Origin of the sequence: Mycobacterium sp. 663a-19 (assembly GCF_035616495.1) — a bacterium.
GTDB lineage: Bacteria > Actinomycetota > Actinomycetes > Mycobacteriales > Mycobacteriaceae > Mycobacterium.
In genome coordinates, this window is the sequence record NZ_JAPJAV010000003.1 from 382991 (window position 1) to 402163 (window position 19173).

Genomic DNA, 19173 nt, shown 5'->3' on the forward strand with positions numbered 1-19173 from the left:
GCGGTCAGTCTAGGACTGCGCGGCGATTGAAACACCTAGGGAGGATCGCATCGTCACCACGTAGTTTGGCTGCACCCCTGGCAACCGGGTGGGATCATTTGCGGATGGACCAGGACGACCCCGAGCGACGCATCGCTGAGCTGGAACGTCAACTTGCGGCGCAGAAGCGGCGTGCAGATCTGCCGCGGGCAAGCGCGGACCACACGGCTGAGTCGCTCCGTTTTGTGGCAACCACCCCGCGGATCGCGACTTGGCTCCTCATCTGCACTTACGGGTCGTGGGCGGCGCTTGTGGCGGTGTTCGCGGTGATGTTCGCGGTTCCTTCCGCGCGAACCCTTGGCTGGGTGGTCCTCGTCGTCATGGCCGTCGGGCTAACCCTTTTTGGTGTACTCGGCGGTCGCCGGTGGGGCTGGAACAAAAAGATCCGCATTTGCGTCACGAGCGACGGCCTGACCGACGACAAGAAGCCCAGTGAGGTATTTCCATTCAAGGACGCGAAGCTGGGCCTGTGGGCTCAGGGACAGCAAATCACGCTGTCGGGTACGGCGCTTCACCTGCAATGCGGCCCGCGCCGCTTTGTTCTCGGCGGACGAGATCATCGCCTCGGCACCGCAACGCCGCTGCAAGCGCCGCCCACCGGCCGCGTCGACGGGTGGTTGCAGGCCGCAGACTTCGATGAGGTTCTCACCATGGCCGCCCGCCGCTCGGGGTTGGATGTACGCGGGCCTGCACCGGACGAGCCGCTTCGCTGTCTGCTGTATCCGCCCGCTAAACCGATGGGGCCGTTCGAATTCCGGGTAAAAGAACAACCCGCGCCGCCGCGCCTAGCCATTGACCTGGGTGCAGATGCGATCCGGGTGATCGACCCGAACACCAATGCGCTGGTTGCCTCGGCTTCGCGGTCGCGGGTGACCGCGACACCGGCAAATTACAAGGTGGTCGATGACGTGGGGTCGCACAACTTTCCGGTCCTGGTCGTGTGCGTTCCTGGTTTGCAACCACTGACCATCCAATGTCGTCGCGCGTGGCGCGGCAAGGTGCCGATCGAGAAGAACAAACCCGAATTTATGGTCTCGGACGCGGATTCGCGGGCGTTGGTTGAGAAATTCGGCTTGACCGCGAACCTGAAAGACTAAGCCAGACCTGGCTCACCCTTCGACGAGGCGCAGCGGTTAAGTCTCCATGGTTGCAATCGCCTACTACTGATCCAGCAGCATGCCGATCACCAACGCGAACGGGTCGTCATCCAGCAGCGCGTCGGCGGCGAGATCCTGGGCGAGCTTCAACCTCGGCACGCGGTCAGTCCAGACTGCGCGGCGGTAAGGTGTCTCAGGCGATTACGCCGTGACGTCGACGACGCGGTAAAGCTCACACGGCGCGGAGATGCCCTTCAGCGTGTGTGTACCGCGGGCCTCAAGCGTGACTCCGGAAGCCGCCAGAAGGCTGCTGACCGAGGAAGAAACGATTACCTCCGAGCTTTCGGCCACACCCTGAATCCGCGCGGCCTGGTGCACGGTCAATCCCGCCACGTCATCGCCACGTGTCTCGACCTCGCCGGTGTGCAGCCCGGCGCGTATCTCGATGCCGAGCTCGGTTCGGATGCGATCGGTTAGCGCCCATGCACACCGGACCGCGCGGCTCGGACTGTCGAACGTTGCCAACAATCCGTCGCCCGTACTCTTCACCCAGCGGCCTCCGCATATCCCGATCTCTACGCGGCTTAAGTCGTCGTGGCGGTCCAAGAGGTCGCGCCATGCTGCGTCACCAACTCTTTCGGCGTTCACGGTCGAGTCGACAATGTCGGTGAAGAGAACCGTTGCAAGCTTCCTTGAGTGGTCCGCATTCGGACTTGTGCCGGTAAGGAATTCCTCCATCGCGTCGAGGTAGACATCCTGGGCGCCGAACCAGGGCGCATGGTCGCTGGTAGGCAGCTCCAAGAATCGTGCACCCACAATATGGTCGGCCAGATAGCGGCCGCTGCGGAACGGGACCACGCGATCCCCGCGGGCGTGCATTACGAGCGTCGGCGCGTAGATGGCAGACAGCACGTGGCGGATGTCAAGTTGCGTGTTAATCCGCCCGAACGGAACGAACTTTGAGCGAGATATGGACTCACGTTCATATCGAGCCGCCCAACGCCGGAAGCCCGGTTGGCCGGCCATGGACGGGGCGCCAAGCCTGACAGCGAAGTCGCCCGTGCCCCAGATCCATGACAGGGCCCGGAGTTTTCGCAACTGCTGCCGCATGGTCGGCGCCCAAGGATGATCCTCACGACGCACCCAGCTCGCGAAGGTGCCGCTGAGAATCAAGCCCTCCGTTCGCTCCGGATACGTCGCGGCAAAGAATGCGGCCATCGTGCCGCCCTCCGAGACTCCGGCGATGACGGCTCGATCTACGCCTTCTGCCTGCGCGACGGCAACGAGGTCTCGAACTCGCGCGTCAAGTGACGGCGGCGGAATGCTGCGGTCCGACGTCCCTGTGCCTCGCTTGTCGAACGTAAGGACACGGCAGAAGGATCCGAGCCGTTCGAAGAAGGCCGCGGATCGCGGGTTCTCCCATATCACGTCGATATTCTGCGCGAACCCGGGAACTCCAATCACCGTTCGCTTTCCCGAGCCGTAGGTCTGGTAGCCGATGCGCACCCCGTCTACCTCGACGTGTCGGGTTTCGGGACGAGCGAGAGTCACATCGCTGACTCTAAATGCCCGCTTACGCGCAAAGCGCGCAATCGGACGGCGCGAAGGCCACAAAGGTACAGGCTCTGTTGGACTGACCGCGGTTTCAAGCAGCCACCTGCTGATCGGGGATTCACCCGATAGATCCCCGCCGGCCTGTGTTGGAATCAACGTCATGACGGATCAACAACCCCTGACCATGCCGCTCGAAGAGGCGATGCGAACCCAACGCGCCATCCGTCGGATCAAGAGCGACCCGGTCGACGACTCGCTGGTGCTACACCTCCTCGAACTCGCGATGAAGGCGCCCACCGGTTCGAACGCGCAGAATTGGGAGTTCATCGTCGTCAAGGACCGCAAAGTCGTCGCGCAACTCGGTCGATTGAATCGCCGTGCCTTCAACGTGTACAGCGCAATCGGCAAACGCGTGCTCGAGCGCCGCGGTGACGACAAGATGCTCCGGGTACTGAAGGCCGCGAGGTGGCAGGCGGACCACTTCGACGACATTCCCGTCGTCGTCGTGGCATGCCTCAAGGGTGTTATCCCACCCTGGCCGTCGGCGGCGACGAGCAGCGCCTACGGTTCGATTTTTCCGGCGGTGCAGAACCTGTTGCTGGCGGCGCGTGCGGCCGGGCTTGGCGCGGCATTGATCACCCTGCCGCTGTGGAACAAGCTGCTGGCGAGGCGAGCCCTGGGGCTGCCGTGGAACGTCACTCCCTGTGCGGTGATCCCGCTTGGCTGGCCGATCGGCAAATACGGTCCCACCACGCGTCGGCCGGTCGGGGAGCTCGTCTCGCTCGACAGATACGGCAATCGCGCGTTCCTGTAGGTCGGCCCTGGATCGGGTTGTGGCGCAACGGATTACAGACAACTATCCGCTCTTGCGGCGGAATTCCCGGCGGTTCTCGGCCGGGCCGTGCACCCGCGGCTGCTTGTCGCCGCCGTTCTTGTGGTCGGATCCCCCCGACGACTTGGCCTTCTTGCGGTCGAGCGCTTCGCGGAACTTGCGCTTGGTCTCGTCCTCTTGCTGGGCGTCCGATTCAGCCATGACGGCAGCCTAACCCGGACGGCCCGCGCCTGGCTCGTCGTTTTTACCGCTTGCCCGGCGGCATGCCGTATACGTGCGAGACGCGCAGCGTCAGCAACACCCGCCTGTCGGTGACCATCGCCTCGCGGAACTCGTCCCAGTCCGGATGCTCGCCGGCGATGTCTCGATACAGAGCCACCAGCCCCTCGACGGTGTCGTCGTCGGGTGCGGCCGCCGGGGGCGTCAGTTCCGCCGTGCCCTCGGCCACGGCGTAGGACCATCCGTCGTCGGCGTCGACCAGCAGCGACGCCCGCGGGTCGCGGCGCAGGTTGCGGGTCTTGGCCCGCGGCTCGGCGATCGATACCCGCACGGCCAGCTCGCGCGGGTCGAAGTGGTAGCCCACGTTCGACAGCTGTGGGCGCCCGTCGCTCTTGATCGTGGCCAACACCCCGAGGGAGTTGCCACTGATCACGGCCAGCAGTTTGTCGTCGAAGACTTGGCGTCCCATGTCGAAAGCCTACGTCGCGCGTCCGGCGGGCCACCGCCCGTCCGCGTCGAGAACCCCACCTGATGAAATCGGGACATGACCAAGTACGCGGCCTTCCTGCGCGGGGTCAACGTCGGCGGCGTCAATCTCAAGATGGCCGAAGTCGCGGCCGCGCTGACCGACGCGGGATTCGACAACGTGCGCACGATCCTGGCCAGCGGCAACGTGCTGCTGGAGTCACCCGGGACCGTCGCCGCGGTGCGGAAGAAAGCCGAGACCGCCCTGCGCGAGAGATTCGGGTACGACGCGTGGGTGCTGGTCTACGACATCGACACGGTGCGCGCCGTCGTCGACGCCTACCCCTTCGAGCGCGAGGTCGACGGGTATCAGTCCTACGTCACGTTCGTCGCCGACGCCGCGGTGCTCGACGAACTCGCCGCGCTGAGCGACAAGGCCGGCCCGGACGAGAAGATCAGCCGCGGCCCCGATCCCCTAGGCGTCGTCTACTGGCAGGTGCCCAAGGGCGCCACCCTGGACAGCACGATCGGCAAGACGATGGGCAAGCCGCGCTACAAGCCGTCGACCACGACTCGCAACCTGCGGACCCTGGATAAGGTGTTGCGGTGAGCGGCCACGAGCTATCGAAACAGCGTGTCGCCCTCGGCGGTGTCGCCGAGACCGCCCTGCTGACGCTCAACGCCCGGGCCCAGGAGGCCCGCCGCCCAAATCCCGTCCTGGACGATCCGCTGGCCATCGCGGTGGTCGACTCCATTGCGTTCGACTTCGCAAAGTTCGGTCGGCCCCGCCAGGACACCGCGCTGCGCGCACGGGCCTACGACGCCCAGGCACTGGCCTATCTGGATCAGCACCCGACCGCTACCGTGGTGGCACTCGCCGACGGCCTGCAGACGAGCTTCTGGCGGTTACAAGCGGCCCGACCTGACGGCCAATTCCGTTGGCTGACAGTCGATCTGCCGAATGTCATCGATCTCCGCAACCGGCTGCTGCCCAGCTCGCCGCGGGTACTGAACTGTGCCCAGTCCGCACTGGACTACAGCTGGATGGAATTGGTAGACCCCTCCGCCGGGGTGTTCATCACCGCCGAGGGGCTGCTGATGTATCTGCAGCCCGAGCAGGCGCTTGGATTGATCACCCAGTGCGCCAAGGCTTTCCCCGGCGGTCAGATGCTCTTCGACCTGCCCCCGGCCTGGATTGCGAAGGTGAAGCGCTCCGGAATACGAACCTCGCGGACCTACAAGAGCCCGCCGGTGCCGTTCAGGCTGTCGCTCAAGCAGGCGGCCGACCTGGCCAACGCCGTGCCGGGTATCCGCGCGGTCCATAATCTGCGCCTGCCCCCGGGACGGGGCCGGATGTTCAACGCCGCCCTGTCGATCATGTACCGCAAGCGTTTTCTAGCGCCGCTGCGGCCGATCTTCACGCTGCTGGAATTCGGCTAAACCGGGTCTTCATCGTCGGGCACTTCCTCGATGTAGCGCAGCGCGTCGGCCTTGCCCAATCCCAGGCCGCGGGCCACCCGAACGTATTCGCGGGCCGCGGCTGCCATCGCCGCGTCGGTCGGGTCGTAGCGGGCGATGAAAGTGCCGAAGCGGCCCCGGGTTTCGACGATGGCCGCGGTTTCCAGCTCCCGGTACGCGCGGGCCACCGTGTTGACGGCCACGCCGAGTTGGCCGGCCAGCTCCCGCACGGTCGGCAGCCGGGAGCCCGGCGGCAGCGCGCCCTCGCGGACGCCGTCGATGACCTGCGTCCTGAGCTGGTCGAACAACGGCTTGCCCGCCTTCAGGTCGACCTTCAGCCAGTCCGCCAGCTCCACGTACCCAGTATCACCCAGGCACCGCTATCTTGGTGGGATGCGAGTGACGGTGCTCAGTGGCGCGGGAATCTCCGCGGAGAGCGGCGTGCCGACATTTCGCGACGACAAGAACGGGCTGTGGGCCCGCTTCGACCCGTACGAGTTGTCCAGCACCCAGGGGTGGCGCGACAACCCCGAACGGGTCTGGGGATGGTACCTGTGGCGCCACTACCTGGTCGCCGACGTCCAACCCAATGCCGGTCACCGGGCGATCGCCGACTGGCAGGATCACGTCGACGTCAGCGTCATCACCCAGAACGTCGACGACTTGCACGAGCGCGCCGGCAGCGCCCCGGTGCACCATTTGCACGGGAGCCTCTTCGAATTCCGTTGCGCGCGTTGCGATATGCCCTACAACGAGACGTTGCCCGAGATGCGCGAACCGGCGCTGGAAGTCGAACCGCCGGTCTGCGGTTGCGGCGGCTTGATCCGGCCCGACATCGTGTGGTTCGGGGAGGCGTTGCCCGACGAACCGTGGCGGCGCGCGGTCGAGGCGACCGAGGCCGCCGACGTGATGGTGGTGGTGGGCACCTCGGCGATCGTCTACCCGGCGGCCGGCCTACCGGAACTGGCGCTGTCGCGCGGCACGGCCGTGATCGAGGTCAACCCCGAACCCACCCCGCTGACCCGCAGCGCCACCCTCAGCATCCGCGAGACCGCGAGCCAGGCGTTGCCCGGGCTGCTGAAGCGGCTGCCCGCCCTGCTCGGCTGACGAGCTGACGGCTGGCGGCTGACCCGCGCGAAACGCTAGCACCGGCGCGCCCGGCCCAGCACCAACTCCGACACCGGCAGCGGCGCCCAGACCGGCAGCGTCCACTCCCGCCGAGAGCTGTCCACCTCGAATCCGGCGTCGAGGATGGCGCGCTCGGTGTCGCGGTGGGTGTGACAGTTACCAAACAGCCTGGGCCACAACGTCGAGTCGGCAACGCGCTGCAACCGGCCCCGCGCACCGGCGCTGGCCACATGCTCGAGATACCGCAGCTCCCCGCCCGGGCGCAGCAACGAGCGCAGCCGCCGCAGCACCGCGACGGGTTCTTTCACCGAACACAGCACCAGCGAGCACACGACCGCGTCGAAGGGCTTCTCGCCCTCGAACGCCTCCACGGTCTGGCCGGTCACGGCGATCGGGACGGGCGCGGCGGTGGCCGCCGCCCGGGCCCGCGCCGCCAGGCGCGGCTCGGGCTCCACGGCCACCACATGCTCGACGGATTCCGGATAGAGGGCGAAGTTCGTCCCGATGCCCGCGCCGACCTCCAGCACCCGGCCCGACAGCCCGGCCACATTCTCCCGGCGCAGCACCCGCACCGCCTCGACCTCGCGGGCCGCGACGAGGGGCCAGATCCGGGCGAAGAACGGGTTGTCGACGGTGGATGCCGATGCCGCCGCAGCCGTCATGGTCGCACTCCCTCACGATGTCGATGTGTCGGCTAACCAACCCTGGTCGCCGACTCCCACACGTCGTGCCTATTGTGCTGCACCGAGACCTCGACGGGGTCGAGTTGGATCTCTTCCGGCGGCCCCTCGCCGATGCCGAACCGCTCATGCAGCCGCGCCAGCGGCTTGGGCGCCCACCAGTTCCACCGGCCCATCACATGCATGAACGCCGGAACAAGCACCATCCGCACCAGGGTCGCGTCCGCGGCGACGGCAAGCGTCAGGCCGAGGCCGAACATCCGCATGAACGACACGTGAGCGGCGATCAGCGCGGCGAACGACATCGACATCACCAGCGCGGCCGCCGTGATCACCCGTCCGGTCCGGGCGACGCCCAACGCGACGCTCTCGTCGTTGGCCGCAGATGCCAGCCAGTATTCGCGAATCCGCGATACCAGGAACACCTCGTAGTCCATGGACAGGCCGAAGGCGATGCAGAACAGCAGCACCGGCATGTTGGCGACCAGCGTGCCGCTCGGGGTCGTTCCCAGCGCGCCCAGGTGGCCGTCCTGGAAGATCCACACCAGCGCGCCGAACGCGGCGGTCAACGACAGGACGTTGCACATCAGCGCCTTCACCGGCAACACCACGCTGCCGGTCAGCAGGAACAGCAACACGAAGGTGACGGCGGCCATCAGACCCAGCACGGTCGGAAGTCGATTCGTCACCGCATCGACGCTGTCGCGGTTGATTTGCGCGACGCCGGCCATCTGCACGGGTCGGCCGGCCGGGCCGGGCACGGCGTGCAGGCTCTTCAGCTGAGCGTCGGAGGCCGCCGAGAACAGCGGCGCCACGCTGCTCACCGTCAGGAATGCGCTGCCGTCGGCCACCCCGGTGGCCGCCGCCGGCGGCCCCGCTCGCTTACCGCTCACGTACGTCCCACCCGGCGCCGACACCGCCGACACGTCGGGCACCCGGGACAGGTCGGCGGCGTACCGGTCCAGGTCGGCCCCGCTCACGCCGCTTGTGTCGGGAATGACGACTGGCACCGACGTCGAGGAATCGTGCGCGAAATTGGTGCGCAATTCGTCGCCGACCTGACGCGCCGACGCCGAACGCGGCAGCACCCGGTCGTCCGGGAACCCCCACTTCACCGAAATGAAGGGAAGCCCGAGCAGCACCAGCAGCGCGGCCACCGCCAGGCCGATCGGCAGCCAGCGGCGCATCACGAACCTGCTCGACCGGTACCAGAACCACTGCTCGACCGGCCTGCGCACCGGGTCGGGCCGGCGGAACACCCACCGCAGCAGCCGGCGCACGTCGAGCGCGTTCAGCCGCGGGCCCAGCAACACGATCGCGGCCGGGGTTATCACGATCGACGCCGTCGCGACGAAGGCCACCGTGGCCACGCCCGCGTAGGCGAACGACTTCAGGAAGTACATCGGAAACAGCGCCGTCGCCGACATCGACAGCGCCACGGTGACCGCCGAGAACAACACTGTGCGGCCGGCGGTGGCCATGGTGCGGATCAGCGCCTCGTCGCGATCACCGCCCTCGGCCAGCTCGTCGCGATAGCGGCTGACGATCAGCAGCGTGTAGTCGACGGCCAGCGCCAGGCCCAGCGCGGTGCTCAGGTTGAGCGCGAAGATCGACACGTCGGTGGTGAAGGTGACCAGCCGCAGCACCGACATCGAGCCGACCACCGCCAGCGCGCCCAGGATCATCGGCAGCGCGGCGGCCAGCAGGCCACCGAACACCCAGACCAGCACCAGGAAGCTCAGCGGGATCGCGATCGCCTCCATGACCAACAGGTCGTCCTGGTTCTGCCGGTTGATTTGGGCGTACTGCATCGCCGAGCCACCGGCGCGAACGGTCACGCCGTCGCGGTCGTGGACGAATTCGTCGGCAAGGGTTTGGGCGTTTTTCTGCGCGTTGTTCTCGCCGCCCTTGAGGTTGACCACGATCAGCCCGGACTTGCCGTCCCTGCTGACCAGATCGGCCGACGCACCGGGCGCCTCGGGAGGTCCCGTCCACGCCGAGGACACGTTGTAGACCAACGACGACCGCCGCAGCAGGTCGACCAGCTCGGTGCCGACCCTGCGGACCGGTTCGCTGTCGGCGCCCGCCGGCGCCGTCACCAGGATCAGCATCTGCTGACCGCTCTGCCCGAACTTGTCGGTCAACACGCCGATGGCGTGGGCGGACTCCGAGCCGGGATCCTGGAAACCGCCGGGCGCCAGGCTCTTGGCGACGGGGATACCGAACACCGCGGCGGCGATGAAGACCAAGACCGCAACCGCGATGATGCGCCGCGGCGCCGCGATCGCCAGCCGGGCGGTCGCCTGCAGCATGTCGTCCCTCCACCCATGCCGGGGCGCTAAGTTACAGGTGTCGAACAACACCTTCCCTGAGCACGCAGCCGGGCACCCGGATGGTTCAACGGCACGTCAAACCCGCATGACCATAAGAGTCCGGAAAGAAAAGCGGGCCGCGATCAGGCCGCTCACCGGCCCGATCCGTGGCCCGACGCGGGCGAACCTACCCGTCAGTAAATTGCCACCATTTTCCGAATCGTGACTCAAAGATTCCTTAATGGTGGCCCATACGCTCATTCTCATGTGGATCGACGACTCGAGTGCCGACGTCATCAAGGCTGACTTCGAGGCTCTCTACCACGGCGACATGCTGGTGGAAGGTGAGACCTCCGAGCAGTTCGAAGACTCGCACCCGCTGCCTACGGCAAGCTGACCGCCATGAGTATGGTCGCGCGGCTACTCATGGCCGATTCCGCCGTTATCCGATGGTTCCGTCGATAACCTTTGTTCTTGATTCCTAGACAGCCCTCCGCATGCGGGGGGCTTTCTATTTGCCGGCGAGCAGACGCAAAAGCGTCCGAAAACGTTCGTTTTCGGGCGCTTTTGCGTCTGCTCGGCCTACGACCGTCAGCGCGGCGCCATCCGGATGGCGCCGTCGAGGCGGATCACCTCGCCGTTGAGCATCGGGTTCTCGACGATGTGCACCGCCAGCGCGCCGTATTCGTCGGGCTTGCCCAGCCGCGACGGGTGCGGCACCTGCTTGCCCAGCGACTCCCGGGCCGGTTCCGGCAGGCCCGCCAGCAGCGGGGTGTCGAACAGGCCCGGCGCGATCGTCACGACCCGGATCGCCTTGCTGGCCAGGTCGCGGGCGATCGGCAATGTCATGCCGACCACGCCGCCCTTGGACGCCGAGTAGGCGGCCTGCCCGATCTGACCGTCGAACGCGGCCACCGAGGCGGTGTTGATGATGACGCCGCGCTCTTCGCCGATCGGTTCGGTCCTGGCGATCCGCTCGGCCGCCAGGCGCAGCACGTTGAAGGTGCCGACCAGGTTGATGTCCACGATCTTGCGGAACGCGTCGAGGGGGAAGACGCCGTCCTTGCTGAGCACCCGGATGGCGTTGCCGGTGCCGGCGCAGTTGACCACGATGCGCAGCGTGCCCATCGACTCGGCCGCGTCCAGCGCGCGGGAGACGGCGGCCTCGTCGGTGACGTCGGCCTGGGCGAACCGTGCCCGGTCGCCGAGCTCGCGAACCGCGTCCTCGCCACGCAGGTCCAGCACCACCACCTGCGCGCCGGCGTCCAGCAGCCGCTTGGTGGTGGCCAGGCCCAGGCCCGACGCGCCTCCGGTGACGACCGCTACCGCGTCCTTGATCTCCATCCGAGTCCTTCCCCTATCGTCCGACCCATCCTGCCAACCAGTTGGTTGGGAACTATACCCAGTCCCGCAGCACGGCCTCGGCGTCGGCCACCGACGCGGGCCGCGGGGTCTCGGGCGCCGTGCGCGAGAACCGCGGAGCCGGCCGCGGCTGCAGTGCGCCGTTGACCTCGTAGAAGGTGTTCCGCTCGGTGATGTGCGGCTCGGTCTGCACCTCACCGAATGCCAGCACCGGCGTCACGCAGGCGTCGGAGTCGGCGAACACCTTCGTCCAGTGATCGCGGTCGTGGGCGGCGAACGCGTCGGTCAGCACCGCCCGCAGCTCGGCCCAGCGGGTGGTGTCGTTCTGCGCCGGCAGCTTGGCGGCGTCCAGGCCGAGCCCGGCCAGCATGGCCGCGTAGAACTGCGGCTCGATGGCGCCGACGGCGACGTAGCGCCCGTCGGCGCACTCGTAGGTGTCGTAGTAGGGGGCGCCGCCGTCGAGCATGTTGGTGCCGCGGTCGTCGGTCCACATGCCGGACGCGCGCATCTGCCACATCATCTGGATCAGCACGCTCGACCCGTCGACCATCGCGGCGTCGACGACCTGACCCTTGCCGGAGCGCTGCCGCTCCCACAGCGCGGACAGGATGCCGACCAACAGGAACATCGAGCCGCCGCCGAAGTCACCGACCAGGTTCAGCGGCGGCACCGGCCGCTCGTTGGCCCGGCCGATGGCGTGCAGGATCCCGTTCAGCGAGATGTAGTTGATGTCGTGGCCGGCCTGCTGACTGCGCGGGCCGGTTTGACCCCACCCGGTCATCCGGGCGTAGATCAGCCCGTCGTTCACCGCGGCGCACTGCTCGGGTCCGATGCCGAGGCGCTCGGTGACGCCGGGACGATACCCCTCGATCAACACGTCGGCCTTGGCGACGAGTTTGAGCAAAAGTTCGCGTCCCTCGTCGGACTTGAGGTCGGCGGCCACGATGCGCCGATTGCGGCTCATGGCGTCCTTGGCCACACCCCCCGGGGCGCCCGACGGGCGCTCGACGCGCACCACGTCGGCGCCCAGGTCCCCCAGGATCATGGCGGCATGCGGCCCGGGCCCGATGCCAGCCAGCTCCACAACACGAAGTCCACTCAGCGGTCCCGCCATGGTGTAGCCCCTTGGTCTGCTTTGGTCTGCTTCCGACGTCGTTCGCATCTTCGCAGCCGCGTTCTTCGGCCGCGCACCCGGTCGCCTAGGGTGAGCGCATGCCGCAATCCGTAGTCGACGCACTGGCCCCCGTCGCGGGCCTCGACGTCACGCTGGCCGACGGCGTGCTGTCGGTGACCATCGACCGCCCCGACAGCCTCAACTCGGTCACCACGGCGGTGCTGGCCGGCATCGCCGACGCGATGGAACGCGCGGCCACCGATCCGGACGTCAAGGTGGTGCGGCTCGGCGGCGCGGGCCGCGGCTTCTGCTCCGGAGCGGGCATGGGCGCCGACGACGTCGGCAGCGGCGGCCCGGGTGCCGAGATCATCGCGGAGGCCAACCGCGCGATTCGGGCCATCACCGCGCTGCCGCGGCCCGTCGTCGCCGTCGTGCACGGGCCGGCGGCCGGCGTCGGCGTCTCCCTCGCCCTGGCGTGCGACCTCGTATTGGCTTCTGACACAGCGTTTTTCATGCTCGCCTTCACGCAGGTCGGGTTGATGCCCGACGGCGGCGCGTCGGCATTGGTCGCGGCCGCGGTCGGCCGGGTCCGCGCGATGCGGATGGCCCTGCTCGCCGAGCGGCTGCCGGCCGACGAGGCGCTGTCGGCGGGCCTTGTCACCGCGGTCTATCCCGCCGAGGAGTTCGACGCCGAGGTCGACAAGGTGATCTCGAAGTTGTTGCGGGGACCCGTCGTCGCGTACGCCAAGACCAAGGAAGCCATCAACGCGGCCACGCTGACCGAGCTCGACGGCGCGCTGGAACGCGAATTCCGCGGCCAATCGGCGCTGCTGCGGTCGCACGACTTCATCGAGGGCGCAAGGGCATTCCAGCAGCGCCGCACCCCCAACTTCACCGACCGCTGAGGGCTTTTCGCGGTTCTAGACGCCGAACAGCGGGGGCAACGCCAGCACCATGATCAGCCCCCAGACGAAGTGAGTCAGGATCGGGGCCAGCACGCCGCCGCTGGCCCGGCGCTCCAGGGCACACACCGTCCCGAGGACGATCGCGGCGAAGCCGAGCATGAGGTTGCCACTGGCCATCGTCGCGCCCGTGTACAACAGGGTCGAAATCACCGCCGGGTGGTGGCGGCCCAACGCGCTGTAGAGCGCGCCGCGGAAGAACACCTCCTCGGCTACGCCGTTGATCACCGTGATCACCACGATCGGCCAAAACGATCCGTGATGGGCGAACGCGAGCACCCGGCCGATCGGCCCGGCGACGGCCGGAATCTCCCGCACGATCATGCCGCCCAGCACGAACGCGCCGCCGAGGACGAGACCGATGGTGGTGCCGGTGATCACCGGGCGCTGGTTGCGCCCGCGCCAGCAGATGCCGCCCAGGTGCAGCGGGCCCGAGGTGAACCCGCCGACGAACCACACCGCCGCCAGCGCCAGGGTCAGCCAATAGAAGCTCGATTCGCCCGGATGACGCCGCAGCGAGAATCCCAGCACGGCGGCGCCGATCACCAGCGTGACGCCGACGACGATGCGCCGACGCCGCACCACCGCGGGCGATTCGTTATGTGGCACAGCGACATTGGTGACCGCGCGGCGCAGCTCGGAAAGCACACTGGCGCGGTAGGGGGTGCTGGACTGGCTCATGCTGGGCGCACTTTCGGGGTGAGGGTGACCAGGGTGTCGAGGCCGGTTCGAAGCGCCCCGGCGATGGGACCGGGAATGACGTTCAGCAATCCGAGGGTGGGCCGCGCCGGCGGTGGCGTCACCGCGCGGGCGAGCCGACCGATGCGCAGCGCATCCCCGCCGGCCCAACCGGGATCGGTGTCGGCCAGGCGATGGGGATCGGCCAGGGCGTTGACGGGCGGCGGCCGGCGGTTGGTCCGGTCGGCCAAGGCCAGCGCGATGGCATCGTCGACGGACAGCAGGCCGCCGGGCGGGTCGGGGACCAGGTCGCGCAGGCCGCTGCCGGACGCCACCATCGGGTGATCCAGCGACTCGACCAGCTCGCCGGCCAAGCCCGGCGGCACCGGCAGCGCGATGCCGGTGATCAGTGACGCCAGCGCGGTGTCGACCACCCCGCCGACCGGGACGGCGGCATGCCACCGGCCGGAAATGCGCGCATACGTCTGCAGCAGCTCCCGGTAGGAGGTGGTGTCGGGGCCGGCGATGTCGTAGCCGCCCGCGGGAACCCGTTCCGGGTCGGCGGCGGCGACCAGATAGTGCAGCGCGTCGCGAATGGAGATCGGGTCGATGGGGTTGGTCATCCAGTCCGGTATCGGCATCAGTGGGAACCGATCGCCGACGTAGCGCATCATCTCGAACGACGTGGAGCCGGCGCCGATGATCATCGCCGCCCCCAGCCAGACCAGTTCGGGGCCGCCCTCGACGGTCAGGGCGTCGGCGACCTCGGCGCGGCTGGCCAGGTGCTCCGATATTTCGCCGTCGGGCACGAAGCCGCCCAGGTAGACGATGCGTCGCACGCCGGCGTCGCGGGCCGCGGTCGCCACGTTGTGCGCCGCGGCCCTGTCGGCGTCCCGGAAATCGCGCTGCCCGATCGCGTGTACCAGGTAATAGATCACGTCGACGCGGCCCGCTGCGTCCAGAGCCGCCCGCGCCGACGCCGGATCGCAGGCATCCATCCGGACCGCCGCGACGTCGTCGAACCACCCGAAACGGTTGAGACGCGCCGGGTTTCGACTGGCCGCCACCACCTGGTGCCGGTCCGCCAGCAGCGCCGTGACCAGCCGCGACCCCACATAACCCGTGGCGCCGGTGACCAGAACCCGCATACTCCCGACCCTAGCGGGCGGCGGGGTCCGTCGAGGCGCGGTGCAGGTCCAGCAGCCGCCGGTACACCTCGGCGTTGTGCATGTTGTTGGCGACCTCGGCCGCGCTGAGCTCGCGTTGCACCCGGGCCGGCACGCCGGTCACCAGCGACCGGGCCGGCACCACCATGCCCTGCGGCACCACCGCGCCGGCGGCCACCAGCGCGCCGGCGCCGACCAGCGCGCCGTTGAGGATGACCGCCCCCGAGCCGATCAGCGCGTCGTCCTCGACGGTGCACCCGTGGATGACGGCGTTGTGCCCGACGCTGACCCCGGCGCCGATGCGCACCGGGAATTCCTTGTCGACGTGGACGGTGACGCCGTCTTGGATGTTGGTTCCGAACCCGACCTCGATCTGCTCGGCCTCCGCCCGCAGCGTCGCGGAATACCAGACGCTGACCCTGGCCGCGAGGCTGACCTTCCCGATCACGCTGGCGTTGGGCGCCACCCAGGACTCGGCGTGCAGCACGGGCGCATGGCCCCGAATGGAGACAATCAGCGGCGCGGACATGGACGTCATCGTAAATGCCCGCAAGCCAACCGTTTACCGGGCTGCGCTTGAACCGATTCCGGGGCCCCACCGTCAACCGGTACGTGGACCCCGCTGGCGTGGTAGTGCCCGCCCACGAGATAGTGAAGAGATGTACTACCTGCTGATCCTGGCGGTCGGGATCGAGCGCGTGGCGGAGCTGGTGGTCTCCACGCGGAACGCGCGGTGGTCTTTTGCCCAGGGCGCCAAGGAGTTTGGTCGTGGGCACTACGGCGTGATGGTCGCGATCCACACCGCGCTGCTGCTGGGCTGCATCGTCGAACCGTGGGCGCTGCACCGGCCGTTCATCGCCTGGCTCGGCTGGCCGATGCTGGCCGTGGTGGCGCTGAGCCAGGGGCTGCGCTGGTGGTGCATCGCGACGCTGGGGCGGCGGTGGAACACCAGGGTGATCGTGTTGCCGGACGCGCCGCTGGTGCGGGCCGGCCCCTATCGGTGGCTGCATCACCCGAACTATGTTGCAGTGGTGGCCGAAGGATTTGCGCTGCCGTTGGTGCACACGGCGTGGCTGACCGCGGCCGTTTTCACCGTCGCCAATGCGGTGTTGCTGAGGGTGCGCGTGCACGTGGAGAACTCCGCGCTGGGCTACACATGACGAATTACGACACCGACCTGCTCATCGTCGGCGGCGGCCCGGCGGGCCTCGCCACGGCGTTACATGCGCGCGGGCAAGGACTTTCGGTGATCGTCGTCGAGCCGCGGGAGAGCCCCATCGACAAGGCGTGCGGCGAGGGGCTGATGCCCGGCGGGCTCGGCGAGCTGATGTCGTTGGGGGTGGACCCGGTCGGCATGCCGTTTCACGGCATCGCCTACGTCAGCGAACATCGTCGGGCCGAGGCGCGGTTTCGCGGCGGCCCGGGCCGGGGCGTGCGGCGCACCACGTTGCACGCGGCGCTGGCCGCGCGGGCCAAAGAGCAAGACACCGAATGGATCCGGGCGAAGGTGACGACCGTCGAGCAGGACGCGCGCGGCGTGACGGCCGCCGGGGTGCGTGCGAAATGGTTGGCGGCGGCCGACGGATTGCATTCGGCGGTGCGACGCGCGGTGGGCATCAAGGCGGTCGCCGGAAGACCGCGGCGTTACGGCGTGCGCCGGCATTACCGGGTACCGGTGTGGTCGGAGTTCGTCGAGGTGTACTGGTCGCGCTGGGGTGAGGCGTACGTGACGCCGGTGGAACCGGATCTGGTGGGGGTGGCGATCCTGTCTCGCGGACAACCCGACCTCGCCTGGTTCCCGCGTCTGGCGGGGCACCTGGCGGGCGCCGACCGCGGACCGGCACGGGGCTGCGGCCCGCTGCGACAGGTGGTCTCCCGCCGGGTCGCGGGCCGGGTGCTATTGGTGGGCGACGCGGCAGGCTACGAGGACGCGCTGACCGGCGAGGGCATCAGCCTCGCGGTCAAGCAGGCGGCCGCGGCGGTCGGGGCGATCGTCGACGACGCTCCGTCGTCATACGAGGCCGCGTGGCACCGGATCACCCGCGATTACCGGCTACTGACGCGCGCGCTGGTGCTGGCCAGCACGCCCCGGGTGATGCGCCGCGCCGTCGTGCCGGCGGGTGTGCTGCTGCCCGGCGCGTTCCGGGCCGGGGTGAACGTCCTGGCGCACTGATCAGCGCGCCTTCCAGACCGGCTCCCGCTTCTCGGCGAACGCCAGCGGGCCCTCCCTGGCGTCCTCGGACCTGATCAGCGAACGCATCTCGCGCACGGTGCGCTCCCAGCCCGCTTCGTCGTCGGCGATGACACCGTCGTCGACCCCGTAGGCGATGCGCTTGCTGGCCTGCACCGACAGCGGCGCATTGACGGTCACCCGCGCCGCCAGGGCCAGGGCCGCATCCAGCACCGAGCCGTCGGTGACCACCTGGTTGACCAGGCCCCACTCGCACGCGTCGGATGCCGTCAGCGGGTCACCGGTCAGCAGCAGCTCCATCGCCACCTTGCGGGGCAGCTGTTGCGCGATCCGGAACACCCCGCCGGCGGCGGCGATCAGCCCGCGCTTGACCTCCGGCAGCCCGAATTGGGCGCGCTCGTGGGCCACCACCAGGTCGCTGGCCAGCGCCAGCTCGGTGCCACCCCCGAACGCGGTGCCGTTGACCGCGGCGATGGTGGGCTTGTCAATGAAGTGGTGGACGTAGCCGGCGAAGCCCCACTCGGGATGGTCGGGGTGATACAGGTTTTCCCGCCGCGAGATCGCCTTGAGGTCGGCGCCGGCGCAGAACGACTTGTCGCCGGCGCCGGTGAGCACCACCGCCCGCACCTCGGGGTCGTGCTGCGCCTCCTCGAGGGCGTCGCCGACGCCGATGCTGACGGCGGCGTTCACCGCGTTGCGCGCTTCCGGCCGGTTGATGGTTATCACCATCACGTTGCCCCGGCGCTTCGCCAGGGCCCCCGGCGCGTCGGTCACAACAGTTCCACGATGGTGGCGTTGGCCTGGCCGCCGCCTTCACACATCGTCTGCAGGCCGTAGCGAATTCCCTTGTCCCGCATGTGGTATAGCAGCGTGGTCATCAGCCGCGCGCCCGAACCACCGAGCGGATGACCGAGCGCGATCGCCCCGCCGTTGGGGTTGAGCTTCTTCTCGTCGGCGCCGATGTCCTTGAGCCAGGCCAGCGGCACCGGCGCGAACGCCTCGTTGACCTCGTAGGCGCCGATGTCGCCGATGGACAGCCCGGATTTCTTCAGCACCTTCTGCGTCGCCGGGATCGGCGCGGTCAGCATGATCACCGGGTCGGCCCCGGCCAGCGTCGCCGTGTGCACCCTGGCCAGCGGCTTGAGCCCCAACGACTTGGCCTTCTCGGCGGACATGAACAGGATGGCGGCCGAGCCATCGGAGATCTGCGAGGAGTTGCCCGCGTGGATCACGCCGTCTTCCTTGAACGCCGGCTTCAGCGAGGCCATCTTCTCCATCGGCGTGCCGCGGCGGATGCCCTCGTCCTTGAGGACGACGTTGCCTTCCTGGTCCTTGATGCCCACGATCTGGTCGTCGAAGGCACCGGAATCCTGTGCCGCCGCAGCCTTTTCGTGCGATCCCAGCGAGAACTCGTCGAGCGCGAGCCGGTCGAGGCCCCACTGCTCGGCGATCATCTCGGCGCCGATGCCCTGGTTGGGCGTCTGGCGGTACCGCTCCTTGAAGGCCTTCGGGTAGGGGTTGCCGCCGTTGGCCAGCGACGAGCCCATCGGGGTCCGCGACATCGACTCGACACCGCCGGCGACGACGACGTCATAGTGCCCGGCCACCACGCCGGCGGCGGCGAAATGGATCGACTGCTGGCTCGACCCGCACTGGCGGTCGACGGTCACGCCCGGCACGGTCTCCGGCCAGCCGGCCGCCAGCAGCGCGGTGCGGCCGATGTCGAGGGCCTGTTCGCCGGCCTGCATGACGCAGCCCCAGATGACGTCGTCGACGATCCCGGGGTCGATGCCGGCCTTGTCGGCCAGACCGTTGAGTACCTGCGCGGACAGGTCGGCCGGGTGCACCCCGGACAGCCCGCCGTTGCGTTTCCCGATCGGTGAGCGCACTGCCTCGACGATGACGGCTTCAGCCAT

At 68.5% G+C, this 19173-nt stretch carries 22 protein-coding genes and 1 pseudogene; 9 read left to right on the forward strand and 14 right to left on the reverse strand.

Going from position 1 to position 19173, the window contains the following annotated elements:
- The first annotated feature begins 104 nt into the window (after nucleotides 1–104).
- Nucleotides 105–1136, forward strand: coding sequence for a hypothetical protein (locus tag OQ968_RS08415; protein ID WP_324676563.1), 1032 nt, complete (start codon nucleotides 105–107; stop codon nucleotides 1134–1136).
- Between the two features lie 66 nt (nucleotides 1137–1202).
- Here OQ968_RS08415 and OQ968_RS08420 read toward each other — a convergent pair.
- Both OQ968_RS08420 and OQ968_RS08425 read right to left on the reverse strand, forming a co-directional pair.
- Nucleotides 1203–1295: pseudogene (locus OQ968_RS08420) on the reverse strand (Fe-S cluster assembly protein HesB); the annotation flags it as partial.
- A gap of 42 nt (nucleotides 1296–1337) precedes the next feature.
- On the reverse strand, nucleotides 1338–2642 hold the full coding sequence (locus tag OQ968_RS08425) for an adenylate/guanylate cyclase domain-containing protein (protein WP_324676565.1): 1305 nt from the start codon (nucleotides 2640–2642) through the stop codon (nucleotides 1338–1340).
- A gap of 232 nt (nucleotides 2643–2874) precedes the next feature.
- On the opposite strand from OQ968_RS08425, the gene OQ968_RS08430 reads away from it, so the two are divergent.
- Nucleotides 2875–3504 (forward strand): nitroreductase family protein, encoded by a 630-nt coding sequence (locus OQ968_RS08430; RefSeq protein WP_324676567.1) that lies wholly within the window; start codon nucleotides 2875–2877, stop codon nucleotides 3502–3504.
- Nucleotides 3505–3546: 42 nt separating this feature from the next.
- On the opposite strand, the gene OQ968_RS08435 is transcribed toward OQ968_RS08430, so the two are convergent.
- Entirely contained in the window at nucleotides 3547–3723 is a 177-nt protein-coding gene (locus OQ968_RS08435) for a DUF5302 domain-containing protein (protein WP_324676569.1), read from the reverse strand.
- A gap of 43 nt (nucleotides 3724–3766) precedes the next feature.
- Nucleotides 3767–4210 (reverse strand): PPOX class F420-dependent oxidoreductase, encoded by a 444-nt coding sequence (locus OQ968_RS08440; RefSeq protein WP_324676571.1) that lies wholly within the window; start codon nucleotides 4208–4210, stop codon nucleotides 3767–3769.
- Between the two features lie 75 nt (nucleotides 4211–4285).
- Here OQ968_RS08440 and OQ968_RS08445 point away from each other — a divergent pair, with 75 nt between their 5' ends.
- Both OQ968_RS08445 and OQ968_RS08450 read left to right on the forward strand, forming a co-directional pair.
- Nucleotides 4286–4816 carry a DUF1697 domain-containing protein gene (locus OQ968_RS08445; protein ID WP_324676572.1) on the forward strand — a complete coding sequence of 177 codons (531 nt, stop codon included), beginning with the start codon at nucleotides 4286–4288 and terminating at the stop codon, nucleotides 4814–4816.
- Nucleotides 4813–5646, forward strand: a complete 834-nt coding sequence (locus OQ968_RS08450) for a class I SAM-dependent methyltransferase (protein ID WP_324676574.1) — start codon at nucleotides 4813–4815, stop codon at nucleotides 5644–5646. The genes OQ968_RS08445 and OQ968_RS08450 overlap by 4 nt, the downstream gene beginning before the upstream one ends.
- Here OQ968_RS08450 and OQ968_RS08455 read toward each other — a convergent pair.
- Nucleotides 5643–6020, reverse strand: a complete 378-nt coding sequence (locus OQ968_RS08455; RefSeq protein WP_324676576.1) for a GntR family transcriptional regulator — start codon at nucleotides 6018–6020, stop codon at nucleotides 5643–5645. The genes OQ968_RS08450 and OQ968_RS08455 overlap by 4 nt on opposite strands.
- A 37-nt stretch (nucleotides 6021–6057) precedes the next feature.
- Here OQ968_RS08455 and OQ968_RS08460 point away from each other — a divergent pair, with 37 nt between their 5' ends.
- Nucleotides 6058–6771 (forward strand): NAD-dependent deacylase, encoded by a 714-nt coding sequence (locus OQ968_RS08460; protein WP_324676578.1) that lies wholly within the window; start codon nucleotides 6058–6060, stop codon nucleotides 6769–6771.
- Between the two features lie 35 nt (nucleotides 6772–6806).
- Here OQ968_RS08460 and OQ968_RS08465 read toward each other — a convergent pair whose 3' ends face one another.
- Both OQ968_RS08465 and OQ968_RS08470 read right to left on the reverse strand, forming a co-directional pair.
- Nucleotides 6807–7454, reverse strand: a complete 648-nt coding sequence (locus OQ968_RS08465; RefSeq protein WP_324676579.1) for a methyltransferase domain-containing protein — start codon at nucleotides 7452–7454, stop codon at nucleotides 6807–6809.
- Between the two features lie 32 nt (nucleotides 7455–7486).
- On the reverse strand, nucleotides 7487–9784 hold the full coding sequence (locus OQ968_RS08470; RefSeq protein WP_324676580.1) for an MMPL family transporter: 2298 nt from the start codon (nucleotides 9782–9784) through the stop codon (nucleotides 7487–7489).
- A 265-nt stretch (nucleotides 9785–10049) separates the two neighbouring features.
- On the opposite strand from OQ968_RS08470, the gene OQ968_RS08475 reads away from it, so the two are divergent.
- Entirely contained in the window at nucleotides 10050–10181 is a 132-nt protein-coding gene (locus OQ968_RS08475; RefSeq protein WP_139329413.1) for a hypothetical protein, read from the forward strand.
- Nucleotides 10182–10375: 194 nt separating this feature from the next.
- On the opposite strand, the gene OQ968_RS08480 is transcribed toward OQ968_RS08475, so the two are convergent.
- Entirely contained in the window at nucleotides 10376–11128 is a 753-nt protein-coding gene (locus OQ968_RS08480) for a 3-hydroxyacyl-CoA dehydrogenase (RefSeq protein WP_324676582.1), read from the reverse strand.
- A gap of 52 nt (nucleotides 11129–11180) precedes the next feature.
- Nucleotides 11181–12260 carry a CaiB/BaiF CoA-transferase family protein gene (locus OQ968_RS08485; protein ID WP_324676584.1) on the reverse strand — a complete coding sequence of 360 codons (1080 nt, stop codon included), beginning with the start codon at nucleotides 12258–12260 and terminating at the stop codon, nucleotides 11181–11183.
- A 98-nt stretch (nucleotides 12261–12358) separates the two neighbouring features.
- Here OQ968_RS08485 and OQ968_RS08490 point away from each other — a divergent pair, with 98 nt between their 5' ends.
- On the forward strand, nucleotides 12359–13165 hold the full coding sequence (locus OQ968_RS08490; protein ID WP_324676586.1) for an enoyl-CoA hydratase: 807 nt from the start codon (nucleotides 12359–12361) through the stop codon (nucleotides 13163–13165).
- A 15-nt stretch (nucleotides 13166–13180) separates the two neighbouring features.
- Here OQ968_RS08490 and OQ968_RS08495 read toward each other — a convergent pair whose 3' ends face one another.
- The 3 genes from OQ968_RS08495 to OQ968_RS08505 are packed head-to-tail and all read right to left on the reverse strand — an operon-like array spanning nucleotide 13181 to nucleotide 15604.
- Entirely contained in the window at nucleotides 13181–13903 is a 723-nt protein-coding gene (locus tag OQ968_RS08495; RefSeq protein WP_324676588.1) for a type II CAAX endopeptidase family protein, read from the reverse strand.
- Entirely contained in the window at nucleotides 13900–15048 is a 1149-nt protein-coding gene (locus tag OQ968_RS08500; RefSeq protein ID WP_324676590.1) for an NAD(P)H-binding protein, read from the reverse strand. Before OQ968_RS08500 ends, OQ968_RS08495 begins: the two co-directional genes overlap by 4 nt.
- Nucleotides 15049–15058: 10 nt before the next feature.
- Complete coding sequence (locus OQ968_RS08505) at nucleotides 15059–15604, reverse strand: gamma carbonic anhydrase family protein (RefSeq protein WP_420715859.1); 546 nt, start codon at nucleotides 15602–15604, stop codon at nucleotides 15059–15061.
- Nucleotides 15605–15725: 121 nt separating this feature from the next.
- Between OQ968_RS08505 and OQ968_RS08510 the strand changes: the two genes are divergently transcribed.
- A complete protein-coding gene (locus OQ968_RS08510; protein ID WP_324676594.1) occupies nucleotides 15726–16226 on the forward strand; it encodes an isoprenylcysteine carboxyl methyltransferase family protein in 501 nt (166 codons plus the stop codon).
- Nucleotides 16223–17239 carry an NAD(P)/FAD-dependent oxidoreductase gene (locus tag OQ968_RS08515; RefSeq protein WP_324676596.1) on the forward strand — a complete coding sequence of 339 codons (1017 nt, stop codon included), beginning with the start codon at nucleotides 16223–16225 and terminating at the stop codon, nucleotides 17237–17239. Before OQ968_RS08510 ends, OQ968_RS08515 begins: the two co-directional genes overlap by 4 nt.
- Here OQ968_RS08515 and OQ968_RS08520 read toward each other — a convergent pair whose 3' ends face one another.
- Nucleotides 17240–18031 (reverse strand): crotonase/enoyl-CoA hydratase family protein, encoded by a 792-nt coding sequence (locus tag OQ968_RS08520; protein WP_324676598.1) that lies wholly within the window; start codon nucleotides 18029–18031, stop codon nucleotides 17240–17242. It lies immediately after the preceding gene.
- Nucleotides 18028–19173: a thiolase family protein gene (locus OQ968_RS08525; RefSeq protein ID WP_324676600.1), complete on the reverse strand. Its 1146-nt coding sequence runs from the start codon at nucleotides 19171–19173 to the stop codon at nucleotides 18028–18030. The genes OQ968_RS08520 and OQ968_RS08525 overlap by 4 nt, the downstream gene beginning before the upstream one ends.